Source organism: Arthrobacter globiformis NBRC 12137 (assembly GCF_000238915.1).
Taxonomy (GTDB): Bacteria; Actinomycetota; Actinomycetes; order Actinomycetales; family Micrococcaceae; genus Arthrobacter; species Arthrobacter globiformis.
Genome location: NZ_BAEG01000046.1, coordinates 1 through 15,099, shown reverse-complemented (window position 1 = coordinate 15,099; position 15,099 = coordinate 1). Strand labels below are relative to the sequence as shown.

Here is a 15,099-nt window from a genome sequence, read left to right as displayed (position 1 = left end):
CCGGAGGAGAGGTCACCGGCGAACAGGACATCTGCAAACAGGACGTCCTTAAAGAGAAGCTCGGGGAAAGGGTCCTCCGGGAAAACATCGTCAGCAAGGAGGGCGTCGCGGAACGGGTCCTCCGGAGAAACGTCGTCCGGGTATAAAAAGTTCGGGTCATCGTCAGCCGGCAGCCCGCCGTTGGCGACCTGATCGAACGGGAACCCGCCGCCCAGGAACGCATCCACGGGTACCGCGTCAACGGGAAGGACCGCGTCCGTAAAGACGGCGGTGGAAAGAAGGGCGTCAGGAACCGCGGCAGCCAGCAGAACGCCGCCATGCGGCGCCCCTGCTGTCGTGCTGCATTCCCCATGCCTTCCATGAACACAGTCTGCCAAGGGGGTACGACATTTTAAGGGCCGGTCCGGCACCAGATGGGGCATGATCCAAAGAAGTTTCTTTGGATCCAACCGAGAACGAAAACTGGATAGCAGCTCAGGGCCTCCCCAGCCCTGAAAACGCCCTAAACTGCTACCCCGTGGAGCCCGTTGGCCCGCAAAGGCGGCTCAGGTTCCGGCAAGCTCAACCAGCAGACGAAGCTCAACCAGCGACCTGCTCCACCTTGCGCTGCTCCGCCCTGTATTGTTCCGCGATGGCAGGCTGGAAGTCCGGCTCGGGGTGGCCGTCCAGCGCCACGTCCCATGCCGGCCGCTCCCCCGTCAGCGCCCAGGCCGCCTGCACGGCAGCTCCCCGGGCCACGTACTCGCCGGGGCTCGGCACCAGTACGGGCAGCTCGAAAACCTGGGCCGCAATCCGCTGAACCGCAGGGTTCTGCACGGCGCCGCCGATCAGAAACAGCCGCTCGGCCGGGTGGCCCAGAGCGCGGAGGGCATCCAGTCCTCCCGCCAGCCCGCACAACATCCCTTCGACGGCGGCCCGCGCGAAGTTACTGCGCGTGGTCGAGGCGATGGTCAGCCCGGAGAAGCTGGCCGTCGCGTGCGGCAGATTGGGCGTCCGCTCCCCCTCGAAATACGGGACCAGCACCACACCGCCCGCACCCGGTTCAGCCTCCAGCGCCAGCCGGGACAGCTCGTCGAAGTCCACCCCCAGCAGCCCGGCGACCGACGTCAGCACCCGCGCCGCATTGAGGGTCACGGCGATCGGCAGGAACAGGCCACTCGCATCCGCGAAGCCCGCCACCGTCCCGCTCGGATCACCGACCGGCTCATCGGAGACGGCGAAAACCGTCCCGCTGGTGCCCACGGACACGACGACGTCGCCCGGCCGGGCGTCCAGGCCCAGTGCCGCCGCGGCGTTGTCCCCGGCGCCCGCGCCTAGCAGCACGGAGTGCCCTGGAGGCAACGCCTCCCCGGCGACGGCAGGATGGACCTGGCCAGGCGACTCGCCCGGTGCCAGGACGCGTGGCAGGACGACCGCACCGGACCGTTCAGTGTGTGATTCGGTGCCGGCTTCGACGGCGGGCCGGCCAAAGGCGAGGCTGAACAGCTCCAGATCGTAGGTGCCGCTTGCCGGGTTCCAATAGCCCGTGCCGCTGGCGTCGGAACGGTCCGTGGTGAGCTGCCCCAGGTCGGGCCCCAGCGGGCTGGCGCCGGCGGGGCCGTAGCCCCGCAGGCGCCAGGTCAGCCAGTCGTGCGGCAGGGCGACGGCGGCCACCCGGCTGGCAATGTCCGGCTCATGGTCGCGGACCCAGCGGACCTTAGTGACCGTGAAGGAGGCCACGGGCACCAGGCCTGTCCGTTGCGCAAAGTCCTCCGCGCCCACTTCTTCGGTGAGGGCCGCGGCGGCGCCTGCCGAGCGGGTGTCGTTCCAGAGCAGGGCCGGCCGCAGCACCGCACCGGCGGCATCCAGCAGCACCATGCCGTGCTGCTGGCCACCGACGGAAAGCGCGGCGACCCCGGCGAGTCCCCCGGCGTCGTCGAACGCTTTGGACAGAGCCCGCCACCAGTGGTCCGGGTGGACCTCGGTGCCGTCCGGGTGGCTGGCCCGGCCCTCCCGGACCAGAGCGCCGGTCTCAGCATCCAGCACCACGACCTTGCAGCTTTGGGTCGATGAATCGACGCCGGCAACCAGTGACATAAGAGCAGCCGTCACAGTATCAGCGGGCGCCGAGCAGGTGCTCGATGAAGAGCTGCTGGAGCTTCACGAAGCCGAAGCCCTTGCCGCCGAAATAGGCGTCGGCGTCGAAATCCTCGTAGGACGAGCGGTCGGCGAGGAGCTGTTCGTATCCTTCGCCCGGGTTCAGGGTGGGGACGTTGATCTCGGAAACCCGCGACGCCTCCAGGGCAGCCTGCACCTCGGGGTCCGAGCGGAAGGCCTTGGCGCGCTCCTTCAGGAGCAGGTATGTCTGCATGTTGGCGGCCGCCGAGTCCCAGACGCCGTTGATGTCCTCGGTGCGGCTGGGCTTGTAGTCGAAGTGGCGCGGCCCCTCGTAGGCCGGGCCGCCCTGGGGACCGCCGTTCTCCAGCAGGTCAACCAGGGAGAAAGCGTTCTGCAGGTCGCCGTGGCCGAACACCAGGTCCTGGTCGAACTTGATGCTGCGCTGGCCGTTGAGGTCGATGTGGAACAGCTTGCCCTGGTACAGCGCCTGGGCAATGCCGTGGGTGAAGTTCAGCCCGGCCATCTGCTCGTGGCCCGTTTCGGGGTTGATGCCCACAAGCTCCGGGCGTTCGAGGGTCTCAATGAAGGCCAGGGCGTGACCAAGCGTGGGCAGCAGGATGTCGCCGCGCGGTTCGTTGGGCTTGGGCTCGATCGCGAAGCGGATGTTGTAGCCCTTGTCCGTCACGTAGTCGCCCAGCAGGTTCACGGCCTCGCGGTAGCGCTCGAGGGCCCCACGGATGTCCTTGGCGGCGTCGTACTCGCTGCCTTCGCGCCCGCCCCACATCACGAAGGTTTCGGCGCCCAGCTCGGCGGCGAGGTCGATGTTTTCCAGGACCTTGCGCAGGGCGAAGCGGCGAACACCCCGGTCGTTGCTGGTGAAGCCGCCGTCCTTGAAGACCGGGTGGCTGAACAGGTTGGTGGTGACCATGGGCACCACCATGCCGGTGGCCTTCAGTGCACCGGTCAGGCGGTCGATCTCCCGCTGCCGGTCAGCCGCGGAGCAGCCGAACGGGAACAGGTCGTTGTCGTGGAAGGTGATGCCGTAGGCGCCCAGGTCACTGAGCCGGTTGATGGCCTCCACGGTGTCCAGCGGCGGGCGGGTTGCGGAGCCGAACTGGTCCTGCGCCTCCCAGCCGACGGTCCACAGGCCGAAGGAAAACTTGTCATCACGCGTGGGCTGAATCGCCATTGAGTGCTCCCGTTTGGTTTGGAGGGACCTGTCCCGCAGGCAGATCCGGAAAATGTTCCACAAACAAACATATTCGCTTTCGCTCGTCTGTCAACCATTTGCACGGACGCAATCCTGCGACATGAATGCCGTGGAACCCTAGTCGCCCCACCTCGCTGGGTGTTATGTTCTCTGGGACACCAAACGAAGGGCAGGCAATGGTCAGCGAAGCAGGAACTGAGCTGCACACCGAGGAGTACAACTGGGCCGGGAACCTCAGGTACGCTGCGGCCGAGGTGCGGGAACCGCGGACCGTGGCGGAGCTTCAGGACCTGGTGGCCGGCGCGTCCCGGCTTCGGGCGCTCGGCTCGCGGCACTCCTTCAACCGCATCGCCGACACCACCGGAGCCCTGGTCTCGCTCGAACACCTCGCGCCCGCCATCGAGGTGGACTCCGGGAGCATGACAGCGACCGTGAGCGGCGGCACCCGGTACGGGACCCTGGCGGCCGAGCTGCAGCGGCAGGGCTATGCGCTGCACAACCTTGCTTCCCTCCCCCACATCTCGGTGGCCGGGGCTGTCGCCACCGCCACCCACGGATCAGGCGACCGAAACGGCAACCTGGCCACCGCCGTCGCCGGCCTTGAACTGGTCACCGCCGACGGCGGGATCCTCACCGCCCGCCGCGGCGATACCCCGGACTTCGACGGGATGGTTGTGGGCCTTGGCGCCCTGGGCGTGGTCAGCAGCCTGACCCTGGACATCGAACCTGCCTTCCCGGTGGTGCAGACGGTCTTTGAGAACCTCTCGTGGGACCAGGTGCTGGAGAATTTCGACGACGTCACCTCCTCGGCGTACAGCGTCAGCCTGTTCACCGACTGGAACGGGGACCGGATCGGCCAGGCCTGGCTCAAGGCCAGGACGGAGGAAGCAGGAGGAGCGGAGCGTGCCAGTTTCTACGGCGGCAGCCCGGCCGCCGAAGCAAGGCATCCCATCGCCGGGGTTTCCGGGAGCACCTGCACGCAGCAGTTGGGCGTGCCCGGCCCCTGGTCGGACAGGCTGGCCCACTTCAGGATGGAATTCACTCCGAGCAAGGGCGACGAGCTGCAAAGCGAATACCTGGTCCCCCGCGAGCACGCCGTGGACGCCATCCAGACCATGCGCCGGCTGTCCCATGTGGTGACTCCGCTGCTGCTGGTCTCCGAAATCCGCACCATGGCCGCCGACAGCCTCTGGCTGAGCCCGAACTACGGAACAGACAGCATCGGCCTGCACCTCACCTGGCGGCAGGACCAGCCCGCCGTCGAGGCCGTGCTCCCGGCGGTCGAGACCGCGCTGGCGCCGTTCGGCGCCCGTCCGCACTGGGGCAAGCTGTTCGACGCCGGCGCCTCCCGCCTCGCGCCGCTTTACCCGCGCTTCGCCGACTTTAAGGCCCTCGCGGGGCGCCTCGATCCGGAGGGGAAGTTCCGCAACGGCTTCCTCGACACCAAGGTCTTCGGCAGCTGATATCGTTCCGATGATGTCTTCCCCTCGCCAACGGGCCGCCCCGGCCGCCCCTCCCAGCGAGCTGGACCCCTCCCGGCGGAACAACCTGGCGCTGATCACGTCGCTGGTCCACCATCACCGTGTCCTCAGCCGGGCCCAGCTGACGAAAAGGACCGGGCTCAACAGGTCAACGGTCGGCACCCTGATCGGCCAGCTGGCCGCGCTCGGGCTGGTCTATGAGACAGCGCCAACGGGCGGGGCCCAGGTGGGCCGTCCGAGCCCCGAGGTGCGTCCGAGCCCTTCCATTGCGGCACTTGCTGTCTACCCGGAGATCGATGCAGTCACCATCGGGCTGGTCAACCTGGGCGGCATCGTGCAGAAGAAGATCCGATTCGCCACCGAACGGATTCCCAGCGCACGGGAGGCGGTCAACATCGCCGCTGCCGTCATCGAGGGAATGCGGACGGAGCTGGACCACTCGTACCGGATCACCGGCATCGGTGTGGCGGTGCCCGGCCTGGTAAACCCCGACGACGGGACGGTCCGCCATGCGCCGCACCTGGGTTGGCGGGACGAGCCTGTTGCCCGGATGCTGAGCGAGGCCGCCGGCTACGCCTGCCAGGCCGCCAACGATGCCTCACTCGCGGCGGAGGCTGAACTGATCTTCGGGGCCGGTGCCGGGCGGGACAACCTCGTGTACCTCAACGGCGGGGCAAGCGGCATCGGGGGCGGGATCATTTCCAACGGCATGCTGCTCCGCGGCGCCTCCGGTTACGCCGGGGAACTGGGCCATACGTTCGTCCGGACCTCCGGCGAACAGTGCCACTGCGGCGCCACCGGCTGCCTGGAAACAGAGGTGTCCCAGGGACGGCTCTTCGAACTGCTCGGCGTCAGCGGCGGCGACACTTCCCAGCTGGAACAGGCCCTCCGGGCGTCAGGCAGCCCCGCCGTCGCAGAGGAAATATCCCGGCAGCTGGGGTTCCTGGCCATCGCCCTGCGGAACGCCGTCAACACCTTCAACCCGGAAGTGATCATCCTCGACGGTTTCCTCGGGGTCCTCTACGCGCTTGCGCCGTCCGCCCTCGATGACCTGCTGCTGTCCCAGGCATTGGACGGGCCGGCCGCCCAGGCCAAGGTGCACCCCGCGGCACTAGGCTCCAACCTCATGATGATCGGCGCAGCGGAACTTGGGTTCGCCCGGTTCCTGGCGGACCCCACAGGATTTGTGACAACCGGGCTGGGTTCCGCCGCGGAATAGCGGCGGAACCCAGCTTCCTACCGGCCGAAAGCGACCTCGTACGTCCGGGTCTGGCTTCCGTCTTCGCTTCGGACCGTGACGACGGCGGTTCCAGACTCCGACTGCGTAACGGTGACCACCGCGTACGGGTCAGCAGCCGTGGCCGTGACTTCCTGCCGCGCTCCCTGGACGTCGGTCCGGTAGGAGGTGACGTCCGGGTCGAAGCCGGCCAGCGGCTGGCCGTTGACGGAAATGCCGGCCGCGGCGGCGTCGGAGGACTGGCCCGGAGCCAGCGCCAGGACCTGCACTTCGCTGACCGTCATGTGGGTGTTCGGCCGTGCGGTGAGGACCACGCGGACGTCCTTGGTGTCCACGCTGGCTACCGGAACTGTGACCACCGGGGCGGGGCTGCCGCCGGGGACCTGGACCGGGGCGCCAGCGTTCTGCCACGCGCCGTCGGCTGCCTTTGTCTGCACCTGGAGGCTTTGGGCGTAGCTGTCGGTGGATCCGTCGCGGTAGAAGTGGACCTTCACGCCGGTCACCGTCTTCTGGCTGGCCAGCGCCACGGAGAGGGTGTCGGTGGTGTTCTTGGTGCCCGACTTCCAGTTGGACCAGGCCTTGTCCGTCAGGTTGCCGTTGCCCAGCCCTGCGGTGCCGTAGCCCGGTTCGGTGAAGGTGCCGCTGAACGCGGCACCGGGGTCATCGGCCACGTTGTCGGCCGTTCCCGCCGTGACCTGGACGCGCACGGCGGCGGGCAGTGTCCGCCCGTCGGCGGCGTCGGCTGTGCCGGCAACCGTGGCAACGCCCGTTTCGGTGAACGGCCCGGCGGCATCCCAGACCACCGGCCGCTCCACTTTGCTGCCGCCGGCGGTCACCGCTGTCACGGTGGCAGGCATCGCGGGCGTGCCTCCGGCGTAGGTCTTGGCCCGCGCCGGAAGTGTAGCCACCAGCGTGTCGACGGTGACCTTGGCCGTCACCGGATGCGCAGCGCCCAGCACGTCCGTCGCCGTCCCGCGCACGTCAACGGTTCCGGGCTTGCTCCACCGGCTCTCCGGCGGCAACGCCCAGGTCACCGGCAGTTCGCCGCGGGCACCGTCACGGTAGACGGGGACCACGGTGGCGGGCAGCTGCGGAGCGGTCCCTGGCACCGTAAAGGCCGCGACGTTCCGGAATCCCTGGACAGTTTCGTCGATGACCCGCCAGCGCTGGTTCTCGCCGGAGTTGGCGGTCCACAGGGTCACCGGGGATCCGTCCGCGGTGGCGTGCCCGCCCACCTCGAGGAGCCGTCCGGTGGCCGCGTTGACGAACGTGTAGGTGCCGTCGCCCGTGGTTGACATGGTCCACTGGGAGGCGTCAGCCGGGGCTGCCTCCGCCGGCACCAGCTGCGGGGCTCCGTCGACGACCGTGAGCTGCCGCCCGCCGTCGGGCGTTTCAACGGCATAGCGGGCACGGCTGCTGTTCTCGCCGCTGAGGCGGCGGATGCTCCACTGCTGGTCGGCACCCGCACCGGAACGGATGACGGCGGCGCTGCCGGTTCCCTGGCTAAGGGACTTGCCGCTTTCCACGCCCTGGAGCCGGTAGACGTGGTCCGCCTGAACCAGGGCGGCCTCCTTGGCCACGCCGTGCACGCCGTTGACCAGGAACGTCGTGACGGATTCGGCCGGTACGGTGAGGACCGCCGTGCGGTCCTTTCCGACGGCGACCGGCTCGCCCTTGACCAGTGCGCCGGACGCGTCGCTGGTCACCGGCGTCACGGTGGCATTGCCCTGGACGGCTTCGAAGCCGGAAAGATCCAGGGCAACCTGGCGCTGCTGCTTGCCGTCGTTCACGTGCACCACGGTGGCTCCGGAGTCGGAGACGGCGGCCGCGCTGTTGGTGTCGTCCACCTTGACCAGGCGGTCGCCGGGCTTGATGTAGTGCGTGAAGTTCCGCGCGGTGTTGAACTTGGTGTTCGTGTAGATCGGGCAGCTTTCGAGGTTGTCCCCGGCATCGCAGTCGAAGGGCAGCTGGATCTCGCCCCAGTTGGAGCCGATGGCGCTTTCGCCGCCGGGCTTCATGTTGTTGTAGTCCTCGACGGGCTGCCAGAACACCCAGGCCTCGGGCTCGAGCTCGCGGAGGTCGTTGACCATATGCTGGGCCAGGCCAAGGCCGGGCTGCATGCTTGTGAAGTTCTGCCCGTCCAACCAGGAACCGCCGGTTTCACTCATCCACAGGGGCTTGCCCTCGCCCTTGGCGATGTCCCGGACGGCTGTCCGCTGCCCGGTCCCGTAGGTGTGGACGTTGAGCTGCGCGACGTTTGCCTTGGCGCCGGCGGAATAGCTGTTCCAGTTGCTGGCGAACGTCGAGGGGTTGGTCTCGTCCATGGCGCTGATGACAGCGCCGGTGTCGGCACTGGCCAGTGCCTTGGCCAGGGACTGGACCACCTTCTGCTGCAGTTCGGGGCCCATGTGGGCGCCTTCCTGCCGGCCCCCGACGGGCTGGCCCGCCGAATTCAGGCTGGTTCCCCAGTACGGGGTGTTCGGTTCGTTCATGGGATCGATCGTGTCGATCTTGATGCCGTGCGCCTTTTCCAGCTCCTTGACGACGCCGACCAGGTAGGAGGAGAAGTCATCAACGCTCTCGGTCCGCAGCTGGTCCTGCGAGGAGTTGAAGCCGCCCGAAACGTAGCCGCTGACCGTCTGGAACCACGGCGGGGAGTTGCTGAAGGCTTCCCAGTGCGTGATGTCGTTCTTGATCCGGTCCACCCACCAGCGCTGTGTCTGGTCGGCGTCGAGGTTCCAGTGGTCCGGATTTTCCGGATCCCACCAGTCTTTGTCCTGCCGGGTGGTGCCCTCGGGGGCCTTCCACCAGCCTTCAACGGCGCCGCCGGCGCGCAGGTAGTCCTTCACGTCGGGCGCGTTGCCGCCGCCGACGTTGTACCGGGCGATGTTGAGGTTCAGCCCTTCGTCGCCGAAGACCATGTCGGCAAGCTTGTTGCGGATTTCATCCGGATAGTCGCCGGTGGCGTTGGCGAACCACACCAGGCTGGTGCCCCATCCTTCGAAGGCATCGCCCTGGTAGGAGGGGTCCGGCCGCACGGTGACGGCGCCGGCCGGCACGGGTTCGTCGGCAGCCTTCGCCGGTGCCTGCGCGGCGGAAGCGGGTCCGGCCACGAGCCCTGCGGAGAAGACCGCCGCGGTGACGGCGGCGGTCACGGCCCAGGGCCGTCTGGATCTGTTCGTCATTGAATTCCCTTCGGTGCGGTGATGCTGCTGTTCTCTGGGGACTGCTTTATTTGGGGCTTTTGAGGACGGCCACGCCGCGGGCGGCGAGCTTGGCGGTACCGTCGCCCGGCCCGGTGCCCGCGAGCACGGCCCCGGGGACCGCCGAGATGTCCACGGCCTGGTCCGTTCGGTTGATCAGGAAAAGGAAGCGCCCGTCCTCCCCGGTGCGGACGGCGAGTTCGACGGCGCCACACAGCTCCGCGGGCAGTTCAGACTCGACGCCGGCCAGGCCGGCGAATTCCCGCAGGACAGGGACCAGGCCGGCGGATCCGAGCCGCGTCGCGACGTAGCCGGCGGATCCGCTGCCCACGCTGCGCCGGGTTACAGCCGGTTCGCCGGCGTGGTCACCGGAGGTGAACCGTCTCAGGATCTTGGTTTCGGCGGAGGTGGTGGCAACGGAGTCCGCCCACAGCGTGCCGGTTGAGCCGTCGTCGAGCCTGGCTTCTTCCCCTGGTGCCAGCGGCCCGAACTCTTCCACCCGGATCCCCAGCAGATCGCTGAGGGCGCCGGGATATCCGCCCAGCCACACGTGGTCGTTCTGGTCCACGATGCCCGAGAAGTAGGTGGTCACGAGGTGCCCGCCGGACTCGACGAAAGCGGTCAGTCGCGAGCGCAGCTCGGCCGGCACAACGTGCAGGACCGGTGCGATGACCAGCTGGTAGCCGTCAAGGGAGGCTGCCGCGGGGAGGACATCGGCGCGGATGCCGGTGGCCAGGAACGCCGAGTACCAGTCGAGTGCCTCCTGCCGGTAGCGGAGGCGGTCGCTCGGATGGGAGTCCAGTTCGCTGGCCCACCAGGAGTCCCAGTCGAAGAGGATCGCGGCCCGTGCCGGCTCGCGGCGGCTGCCGGTGACCGGCGAGAGTTCGCCCAGGGTGCGTCCCAGCGCGGTGACGTCGCGGAAGAGCCGGCTGTCGCTGCCGGCGTGCGACACCATCGCGGAGTGGTATTTCTCTGCCCCGGCGCGCGACTGCCGCCACTGGAAGAAGCAGACCGCGTCTGCGCCGTGGGCCACGTGGGTGAGCGAGTCCCGGGCGAGGGCACCGGGCTTTTTGGGCGTGTTCACGGGCTGCCAGTTCACGGCGCTGGTGGAGTGTTCCATGAGGAACCAGGGGTTGCCGCCGGCGATGTTGCCGGTCAGGTTCGCGGAGAAGGACAGTTCGTCGTGGTCCTGCGGTCCCGGGACCACGTAGTGGTCGTTGGAAACGAAGTCGACGTCGGCCGCCCAGGCGGAATAGTCCATTCCCTTCGTCTCCCCCATCACCATGAAATTGGTGGTCACGGGGATGTCCGGGGTGATGCTGCTCAGGATCCGGCGCTCCGCGCGGAGATAGTCCCGCAGCGAGTCCGAGGAGAAGCGCTTGAAGTCCAGCTGCTGCGTGGGATTCGGGTAGGACGCTGCCTTGCGTGGCGGGAGGATGTGGTTCCAGTCGGCGTAGCGCTGGGACCAGAAGTCGGTCCCCCAGGCTGTGTTCAGCTCTTCAAGGGTGCCGTACCGGTCCTGCAGCCAGTTGCGGAAAGCAGCCGCGGCGTCGTCGGAATAGTCGTAGATGTTGTGACAGCCGAGTTCGTTGGAAACGTGCCAGGCACAGACGGCGGGGTGGTCCTTGTAGCGCTCCGCCATGGTGCGCACGAGCGTCAGTGCGTGCTCGCGGAATACCGGCGACGTGGGCCGCCAGTGCTGCCGGCCGCCCGGCCAGAGGGTTTCGCCGTTCTGGGTGACCGGCAGGATTTCCGGGTGTTCGGCCGCGAGCCACGGCGGCGGGGAGGCGGTGGCGGTGGCGAGGTCCACGGCAATGCCGTTGGCGTGGAGCAGGCCGATGATGTCGTCGAGCCAGGAAAAGTCCCAGCTGTCCCGCGCGGGCTGGATGCGTGCCCACGAGAAGATGGCGAGGGAGACGATGTTGACCCCGGCCTCCCTCATGAGCCGCACATCCTCTGTCCAGACCTCGCGGGGCCACTGCTCGGGGTTGTAGTCGGCACCGAAGGCCAGCCTCTTGGTGTCCGGGGACGGCCAGCGCAGCCAGCGGTGGTGGGTGGTGTGGGTCATGAGTTCCTCTTTTTGGGCGCGTTTGGTTGGCCGCGGACGCGCCGGGCTGGCTGGCGCGTCCGCGGAGATGGTTTGGGTTGCCTGCGGGCTCTTATTCCTTGACGCTGAAGCCCTGCTCGGTGCCGTACTTGGCCGAGGCTTTCTGCCACGCGGCCAGGCCGTCCTTGAGCTTGGTGCCGGAGACATAGGCCTGGCCGGCGGTGTCGTTGAAGATGCTGTTGGCGTAGACCTGGAAGGGCAGGTAGGACCAGCCGGCGGGAACATTCTTCGCTGATTCGGCGAAGATCTGGTTTGCCTTCTGGCCGCCGAAGTACTTGAACTCGGTGTTCTGGAATTTCTCGGACGCGAGGTCCTTTGACGTGGCGGGGAACGCGCCGCCGTCGATCCTGGCCTGGACGCCTTCTTCAACATTGGAGTACTTCAGGAAGCCGTACGCCAAGGCTGCCTGGCTGCTGGCGGCGGGGATGGCCAGCGAGCTGCCGCCGTTTTCCGCGCTGCTGTTGGCGCCCTTCTCCCACTGCGGCAAGGGGGCGACCCGCCATTTGCCGGCCCCGTCGGCTACGCCGGACACCAGGTTCCCGGGCATCCAGGCGCCGGTGGACAGGGTGGCGATGGTGCCGTTGCCGAGGCCCTTGTACCACTCGTCGCTCCAGGAACTGATGGGGGCAAGGAGGTCCTCGTCGATGAGCTTCTGCCAGGTCTCGGCGAACTTGGTGGACCCTTCGTCGGAGAAGTTCACGCCGACGTTGGTGCCGTCCACTTCGTAGGGCTTGCCGCCCGCCTGCCAGATCATGCTGGTGGTGAACCCGGCGTCGCCGGTGTCGTTGGCGATGTAGGCCTTGGGGTCGGCCTTCTTCAGAGCACGGCCGGCCTCGAGGAACTCATCCCAGGTGGTGGGCACTGCGATGCCGTGCTTGTCGAAGAGTTGCTTGTTGTAGAAGAGGGCCATGGGGCCGGAGTCCATGGGGAGTCCGTAGACGCCGCCCTGCGCCTGCACCGAGGACCACGGACCGGCCGTGAAGGTGCCGTCGAGGCTGGCGGCGCCGAACTGGCCGAGGTCAGCCAGCGACTTGCTGAGCGCAAACTGCGGAAGTGCGTAGTACTCGATCTGAGCCACGTCGGGCACGCCTGAGCCGGCTGAGATCGCGTTCTGCAGTGCGGTGTACTGGTCGTTGCCGGTGCCTGCGTTGACCAGGTTGACGTCCACGTTGGGGTACTTGGCCTCGAAGCCCTCGGCGACCTTCTTCAGGGACTGGTCCCAGGCCCACACCGTCAGCTTGCCGCCTTTTTGGAGCGCGGCTTCGACGGCATCGCTGTTGACCGTTTGCTGCGGCGCCGCGTTGCCGCCGCCTCCGCAGGCGGTGAGCCCCAGGGCGAGTGCGGCGGCGACGGCGGAAGTCTGCAGCAGGCCGCGGCGGGTCAGGGTCTTGATCATGTCTTCCTTCTAACTGCGTTGTTGGAGCGGGACGGGCGTTATTCTTTGACGCTTCCGGCGGAAAGGCCGGACTGCCAATAGCGCTGGAGCAGCAGGAACGCTGCGATCAGCGGCAGGATAGTGAGCAGGGAACCGGTGATGACCAGGTTGAAGATGGCTTCCCCGCCGGCGGTGCCGGCCTGCGCGTTCCACGCGTTCAGGCCCAGGGTGAGGGGGTACCAGTCGGGGTTCTTCAGCATGATCAGCGGCAGGAAGTAGTTGTTCCAGGTGGCCACCATGGTGAAAAGCAGCACGGTGACAATGCCCGGTGTCAGCAGAGGCAGGCAGACCTGGAAGAAGGTGCGTGCCTCGCTGGCGCCGTCGATCCGGGCGGACTCCATGATCTCGGTGGGGATGGCCTCGGCGGCGAACGTCCACATGAGGTACAGGCCGAAGGGCGAGATGAGCGAAGGGATGATCACGGCCCAGGGGGTGTTGGTGAGGCCCATCTGGCTGAACATCAGGAACGTGGGGACCGCGAGTGCCGTGCCCGGGATGGCCACCGCTCCGATGACGACGGCGAACACAGCCTTCCGGCCGGGGAAATCGAACTTGGCCAGCGCGTAGCCGCCGAGGACGGCGAGGAAAGTGGCACCGCCGGCGCCGAGCACGACGTACAGGACTGTGTTGGCGAACCAGCGAAGGAAGATCCCGCCGTCGTAGGTTGCTGTCCGGGCGATGTTGTCCCAGAGGGCAAAGTCGCCCGCGAACCACAGGCCGAAGGAGTTGAGCAGGCCGTCCTGCGTTTTGGTGGCGTTGACCAGGAGCCAGAACAGCGGGGCGAGGCTGTAGAGCAGGACAAGGCCCATCAGGAGAGTCAGTGCCAGGCTGCGGCGCGAGCGCCGGGAGCCGGCTGCGCGCGGGGTCCGCAGGCGCGGGGTGCGGAGTTTCAGCGGCGCCGACGTTCCTGCGCCGGCACTGCCGGGGCGGGCGGCTGTCTGAACGCTCATGGTCAGCGCTCCTTTCGCATGCCGCGGACCTGGACGGCGTAGGCAATGGCCATGGTGATCAGCCCCATGATGATCGCCACCGTGGCGGAGTAGTTGTACTGCTGCCCTGAGAACGACAGGGAGAAGGCGTACAGGTTGGGCGTGAAGTAGGTCGAGATGGTGTTGGGTGAGAGGCTCTTGAGGATGCTGGGCTCGTTGAAGAGCTGGAAACTGCCGATCACCGAGAAGATGGTGGCCACCACGATAGCGCCGCGGATGGCCGGCAGCTTGATCGCGGCGATGACCCTCAGCTGGCCGGCGCCATCAATCTCGGCGGCCTCATACAGGGACTTGGGGATAACGGTCAGCGCCGAGTAGAAGATCAGCATGTTGTAGCCGATGAACTCCCACGTGACGATGTTTCCGATGGAGGCCAGCACCAGTTCGGAGGACAGCGGGCTGGGCAGGTTCAGACCGAAGGCCTGGTTGATGTTTCCCACCAGCCCGAAGCGGGTGCCGTACATGAAGCCCCACATGAGCGTTGCGACGACGGCGGGCACGGCATAGGGCAGGAAGATCGAGATCCGGAAGAACGACTTCCCGTAGAGCCTGCCGCTGTCCAGGGCGAGGGCCACAACCAGGGCGATCACCAGCATGACCGGCACCTGGACCGCCAGGAACAGCGAAACCCGTCCCAGTGCGGACCAGAACTGCGGGTCCCCCAACGCCCGGGCGTAGTTGTCCAGGCCCACGAAGGCGGTGCCGCCGATGAGCTGGTTGCGGAAGACGCTCAGGTAGATGGAATACGCGATCGGGGCGAGGAAAACCAGGGCGAAAACGGCCATGAACGGGCCGATAAACCACCAGCCGGCCCACGAACGGCGGCTGGCGCGGCGGCTCGTGCGGCCTGCCGGCTCAGCCGCGCCGGCTGGCGGAGCGACTTGCGGGGACGTCATTGTCATGAAGGGTCCTCTGTAGGGCTTCGTCACCTGGCGGGTGACCGAGTGTTTCTGTTTACGTAAACATTCTTGTGAGCTTTTGTGAATGTTTGCGCAAACATGATTGGTACGATGGTGACATGGAGCACGAATCCGGTCAACCCCCGGCCCGCAATTTGTCCCCTCTAAAGGAGGTGGCCGGCCCTGCGCCGCTGCGCAAGCAGCAGGTCTCCATGGCCGACGTCGCCAAGCTCGCCGGAGTCTCCTCCCAAACGGTTTCCCGCGTGTCCAACGGGAGCCCGGACGTCATCGAAAGCACGCGGCGCCAAGTCATTGCGGCGATGAACGAGCTGGGGTACCGGCCCAACAGTGCCGCCAGGGCACTCAAACGGGGCAGCTTCCGGACCATCGGGGTGATCACGTTCTCGCTGTCCTCGCTGGGGAACATGCGCACACTGGAAG

Annotated in this window: 10 protein-coding genes and 1 pseudogene; 3 read left to right on the top strand and 8 right to left on the bottom strand. The window is 67.4% G+C overall.

Annotated features, from left to right (window positions below):
• The 3 genes and pseudogenes from ARGLB_RS23225 to xylA form a co-directional block, all read right to left on the bottom strand.
• A pseudogene (locus tag ARGLB_RS23225) lies at positions 1-377 on the bottom strand (hypothetical protein); the annotation flags it as partial.
• Between the two features lie 202 nt (positions 378-579).
• Entirely contained in the window at positions 580-2,076 is a 1,497-nt protein-coding gene (xylB, locus tag ARGLB_RS08400) for a xylulokinase (RefSeq protein WP_043418469.1), read from the bottom strand.
• 19 nt (positions 2,077-2,095) lie between these two features.
• Positions 2,096-3,286 (bottom strand): xylose isomerase, encoded by a 1,191-nt coding sequence (gene xylA, locus ARGLB_RS08395; RefSeq protein ID WP_043418468.1) that lies wholly within the window; start codon positions 3,284-3,286, stop codon positions 2,096-2,098.
• 197 nt (positions 3,287-3,483) lie between these two features.
• Here xylA and ARGLB_RS08390 point away from each other — a divergent pair, with 197 nt between their 5' ends.
• Both ARGLB_RS08390 and ARGLB_RS08385 read left to right on the top strand, forming a co-directional pair.
• A complete protein-coding gene (locus ARGLB_RS08390) occupies positions 3,484-4,770 on the top strand; it encodes an FAD-binding protein (protein ID WP_003801121.1) in 1,287 nt (428 codons plus the stop codon).
• A 10-nt stretch (positions 4,771-4,780) separates the two neighbouring features.
• On the top strand, positions 4,781-6,007 hold the full coding sequence (locus ARGLB_RS08385) for an ROK family protein (protein ID WP_003801119.1): 1,227 nt from the start codon (positions 4,781-4,783) through the stop codon (positions 6,005-6,007).
• Positions 6,008-6,024: 17 nt separating this feature from the next.
• Here the strand turns inward: ARGLB_RS08385 and ARGLB_RS08380 are convergent, their stop codons facing one another.
• From ARGLB_RS08380 to ARGLB_RS08360, 5 genes are all read right to left on the bottom strand, one after another.
• A complete protein-coding gene (locus ARGLB_RS08380; protein ID WP_083839621.1) occupies positions 6,025-9,210 on the bottom strand; it encodes an Ig-like domain-containing protein in 3,186 nt (1,061 codons plus the stop codon).
• Between the two features lie 46 nt (positions 9,211-9,256).
• A complete protein-coding gene (locus tag ARGLB_RS08375; RefSeq protein WP_003801115.1) occupies positions 9,257-11,296 on the bottom strand; it encodes a beta-galactosidase in 2,040 nt (679 codons plus the stop codon).
• Positions 11,297-11,387: 91 nt separating this feature from the next.
• Positions 11,388-12,731 (bottom strand): ABC transporter substrate-binding protein, encoded by a 1,344-nt coding sequence (locus ARGLB_RS08370; protein WP_003801113.1) that lies wholly within the window; start codon positions 12,729-12,731, stop codon positions 11,388-11,390.
• Positions 12,732-12,769: 38 nt separating this feature from the next.
• Positions 12,770-13,720: a carbohydrate ABC transporter permease gene (locus tag ARGLB_RS08365; RefSeq protein WP_003801111.1), complete on the bottom strand. Its 951-nt coding sequence runs from the start codon at positions 13,718-13,720 to the stop codon at positions 12,770-12,772.
• Between the two features lie 2 nt (positions 13,721-13,722).
• Entirely contained in the window at positions 13,723-14,661 is a 939-nt protein-coding gene (locus tag ARGLB_RS08360; RefSeq protein WP_373279100.1) for a carbohydrate ABC transporter permease, read from the bottom strand.
• A gap of 116 nt (positions 14,662-14,777) precedes the next feature.
• Here ARGLB_RS08360 and ARGLB_RS08355 point away from each other — a divergent pair.
• Positions 14,778-15,099 (top strand): LacI family DNA-binding transcriptional regulator (locus ARGLB_RS08355; RefSeq protein ID WP_003801108.1); only part of this gene is annotated, 322 nt, incomplete at its 3' end.